Source organism: Nocardiopsis sp. SBT366, from assembly GCF_001083815.1.
Lineage (GTDB): Bacteria > Actinomycetota > Actinomycetes > Streptosporangiales > Streptosporangiaceae > Nocardiopsis > Nocardiopsis prasina.
Genome location: NZ_LAVM01000147.1, coordinates 1 through 4,339 on the forward strand (window position 1 = coordinate 1; position 4,339 = coordinate 4,339).

Sequence of the window (4,339 nt, forward strand, 5' to 3'; positions counted from 1 at the left end):
GGGGAAGGGTGCGCAGCGGCAGCGCGATGTGGGGGTGCCGAGGGCGTGGTTGGTGAGGAAGTCGACGGCGGGTGGGAGGGCCTGATGCGGAGTCGGGTGCGAAGGCGTCGTCGTGGCTTCGTGCCCGTTGGTGTTCCACACGTGCTGGCCCATGTGCCCAGGGAGCCTCGGGGGCGCTGGGCGAGGCCAGGGGTTTGCGGGAGTGCGGGGGCGGCTTCAGTCGGGGTGGGTGTCCCAGGCGGCGCGGGCCCGTTCGAGGTCGATGTCGCGGCCCAAGGCGGGCAGGGCCCGGTAGGTGCTCAGGAGTGCGGCGGTGATCAGCAGCGCCCACAGGGCCAGGGCGCCGCACCACGCGGGCAGCGGAGACAGCAGCGGGGCGGTGCAGGCCAGGAAGGTCAGGGCCGTGGGGGAGACCCAGTCGCGGCCGGTGGGGAAGCCCTGGCTCGCTCGGGTGGTGGAGACCATGACGGGGATCATGGCGATGGTGCCGATGACGAGGCCAGGGACGGCGGCCAGGGGTGCGATCAGGGCGAGTGCCCACCAGGGCAGCCAGGGGCTCAGGGCCCACAGGGTGGTGGTCGTGGCGGCCAGGGCGACGGCGAGGCCCGACACGACCAGGGGGAGTGGCAGCCCCCGGGGGTGTGGGTTGGGCTGACCGGGACCGCTGGGTTCGGACGCGTCGTGGGTCAGTGACTGGGCCGCGGTCAGGGTGCGGCGCAGTGACAGTGCGGACAGGTACTGGTTCCTGTGGGGGTGGTCGCCGTGGGTGTTCGAGCTGTCGTCCATGACCTGCCGTTGCTCGTGGTGAGGGTGTGACGTTCGGGGTGCGAGGCCGCGCGGTCGTTGGCGGTGGAGACCGCGGGGCGTGTGTTCGAGTGTAGGAGCGTCGGCCGGTCCTGCTGGGCGCCCGGAGGTGAGGTGAGGGAACGGAGCGCGAACTCGGCGAGGGGGTTGGGCATCGGACCCAGGGACCCCACTCGTGAGGAGCACCGACGTTGAGTACCGACCCCGATCCCGATCCCGCGGCGGAGAACCCGAGGGACCACCTGGCTGTGGGCCCCAACCCGCAGGAGCGTGCTGGGTGGGCCGCTGCGGGGGAGGAGGCACCGGTTCGCGAGACCGCACCGTCGGGGACGGGGGCGGTGTGGATTCTGGTGCTGGCGCCGCTGTGGTCGTTGCTCATCCCGGTCGCGGTGGTGCTGGGCCTGCTCGGCCTGACCCATGAGGACGGTGTGAGCGCGCTGGTCGGGTTGGTCGGCATCTCGGTGACCGTGGGGTCCCTGTACGGGTTTCGCGCGTGGATGCGGCGGCAGGGGGCGGCGCGTTCGTGGGAGCTACCGTTGGTGGTGCTGACGGCCGTGGTGGTCGGTGTGCTCGTGGGGTTGCTGCGGCTGGAGTGGGGGGTGGCGGAGCAGATCAACCCGGTGGCGCCGGTGTTCTGGTGTCTTGTTCTGGCGTACTCGGGCGCGGCCGTGGTGTGGATGATGCGACCCGGAGTGATGCGGGTGGTGGTCGCGGTCGGTGTGGTGGTGGCGTTGTGTGCCGTGGTGACGGGGGTGGCCTGGTGGCAGAAGCGCGTGGAGGACGTGCGCGACAACCAGGAACTGGGGCGGGCGGTGGCCGCTGTGGAGTCTCCGATCGCGGCCTTGGAGGCTCCGGGGTGGGAGCCGGTGGCAGTCCATGTGCAGGACGACCAGGTTCCCGTGAAGATCACCTACGAGCCTTCTCGCGGGGTGGTGTGGGAGAGGGGGTTCCAGTTGGAGGTGAGCACGGTCGTGGAGGAGGCGGGGGAGTCGGGGCTTCCCTACTGGGTCAAGTGTTCGGAGGGCGATGAGGAGTACGGGTGCGAGCGGCACGGATCGGTGACGGTGTTCGACGGCTCCGATGCCCCCATCCCCTCGATGAACGCGTTGGTGGAGGTCGAGGACGGTGTCCTGGCGTATCTGACGGCGCGCGTGCCCCAGTCGAAGGACGGGGCTCCGGAGATGGAGATGCCCGACCTGGACATGGTGGAGCTGGCTGATCAGGTGCGGGGTCTGGAAGGCGAGGACGCGCAGGGGGTGGTGAGGGAGGTGCTGTGAGCGGTGCTGGACGAGTGGGGATGTCCCTGCGGGCCTGCGGGTGAAGGTCCGCATCGTCAGGCGGTCGGTGGGGAGGCCTGCGGGTCTTGGTGGGTGTGGCTTGGGCGATGCCCCGCAGGCGTCCGGGCCGGACCGGAGTTCGGGCGGCTCGAACGGGGGACTGCGGTGGTGGTCGGAGTTTGGGACTCGACCCCTTCTGGTGCGTGAGGTGGCCGAGCGTGGTGCTCGACAGGAGACGGGACAGCCGAGGGGGAGGGCCACGGGGGACAGGTGCCGGATGCGTTGTGGTGTGGGGTGCGCGAGGCGGGCGGGTGCGTTGAGTGGCCATGTGGGCACGCTTCGTGTGGGGCGTTTCCTCGAGGGCTGCGCGAGAGTGAGTGGCCAAGCGGGGCCGGGGCGTGGATCGGGTCCGTTGGGGGCGTGGACGGGCAAGGCGTGGGCGGTTCGGCGGATTTTCCCGTTTCTTGGGGGCCCAGGGCGTGTTGGTGGTTGCGGGGAGCACTCAGCAAGCTCTACTTGACATAATGTGCATTATCGGCGATACGGAAATGCCTGCGGGGAAGGGGTTTTCGTGCCGTGGGCGGCCACTGGGGCTCTTGGAGTGCACCACCGGCCCCTGGTGGGCGCCGAGGATCACCCCCGGGCGGCGCCGACGAGCTGAGGGCCCGAGGGCCCTGGGGGGCGTGGAGATCCCGAGGGCTCCGGGGGCCCAAAGCCCGAACGCTGAGCGGGCGTGTGTGTGGCGCTGGGCGGGTCGGGTTGTCCACAGGCAGCCGGATGGTCGCTGGCGGCCCTGGGTGCTTTCGGGTTAGCGTCGATTCGGGGGCGCTGTGAGCGCTCACTGGCGGAGCCTGATGCCCCCGAATTCGAGCTTGCGTCACACAGGCCCGCACAGACAACTCCCAGGGTCGCTGCCTGTGGACAACCGTGCCGTGCGTGCTCGCCACACCAGGCCGCCACCTGGCGGGTCACTGTTGGATTCGCTCCAGCGTCCGTGTTCCCCGGCTCCAAGGGTCGGATTGGCAGGCCCTCAGGCGATGTTTGCTGGGGCCACTCGCCTGCCTGTGCACTCGGCCTGATCTGGGGTTTCTCCGCGCGTGGGAGTCAGGCCCGGGATCTGACGCACGGGCCTCGTTCCGCTCGCATGCTGGTTGAACTGTGTTTTCTCACCCATGGGCGCAGGGCGATCCAGAGCCCCTTCTGCCTGTGGACCCCTCCATGTTTCATGCATAAACGGTGTTATGCATCCTTTTGGGGTTGTTTGACGACACATGACCGAGATGGATTGCGTTGAGCCTCGTGTCGGCTTTCGTTGGCACGCCTTCACTCCTCGACTTCCCGTACCTGCGCGCCCGTGTATCGAACACCTGTTCCCTTTCTGCGGCTCATGGGGGGCCTGTACACCTGTACGAACCGGGCTACCACTCCCCTGGGTCAGCCGAGAGACACCGTTCGGCACGGTTCACATGGGGACCCGCGAGCCGCCCACTCCCCTGGCGTCGCAACCCCGTAGGCCCCTGGTGGAGGCCCGGACGGCCTGCCCACGGGCACCCCGCCAGCGAAGGCCACCGAGTCCCACCGCCCGGAGCGGGACGGTGAGGTCGAACGCGGCGACCAGAGTGAAGGAGAAGCCAGGAGCCCCCCGCCCCCGCCCCGGTCGCATAATCGCAGTTCAGAAGGGGGTAACTGTCGCCCCACTCCCCCGCTGTCGTTCTCACATCCCTGCGGCGGCATCGGGTCGAACTGCTTGGACGTACGTACACACCAGGTGAAATGGCCGTCCTCCCCCACCCCCGAGTCCCTGAGTCCCCGTCCATGGATCGGCGCCGCCGGCCCCAAAGCGGCGTGGCACAGCGGCACGGCCCGCCCCGGTCGTGTCCCCCCGCTGCTCCCCCGTCCACCGGCCCAAGCAGGGCGTCGTCGATCTCGCGTGCGTGCGGCCTGTGCATGTCATGGAGGCCCGCCACCGCGGCGGTGCCGAACAGCTTGCTCGCGGTGGGCGTGGAAGCCCCCGTCCTGGCCAGCGGTGGGATGCCCGCCTCGGTGGCCAGGGTGTCGAGGTGAGTGGGGTCGGTGGTGTTGGTGCGGCGGGGGCGGGGGGGGGGTGGGGGGGGAGCCGACCGGGGGGGGGGGGGAGGACGCCCGCCGTAACACGGAGGCGATCACCCGGGTGCTGGACCGCGGCCGGGTGAACGTCCCCCGGATGCTGCACGGCGTGGACGCGACGGCCTGGCCGATGCTGGGGCAGGCGCTGGAGG

At 70.3% G+C, this 4,339-nt stretch carries 2 protein-coding genes; one reads left to right on the forward strand and one right to left on the reverse strand.

The annotated features are described in order from the left end of the window. Positions 1-216 precede the first annotated feature (216 nt). Entirely contained in the window at positions 217-786 is a 570-nt protein-coding gene (locus tag ADX84_RS24780; RefSeq protein ID WP_049579842.1) for a hypothetical protein, read from the reverse strand. Positions 787-995: 209 nt separating this feature from the next. On the opposite strand from ADX84_RS24780, the gene ADX84_RS24785 reads away from it, so the two are divergent. After that, positions 996-2,081, forward strand: a complete 1,086-nt coding sequence (locus tag ADX84_RS24785; protein WP_049579844.1) for a hypothetical protein — start codon at positions 996-998, stop codon at positions 2,079-2,081. Positions 2,082-4,339: the final 2,258 nt, after the last annotated feature.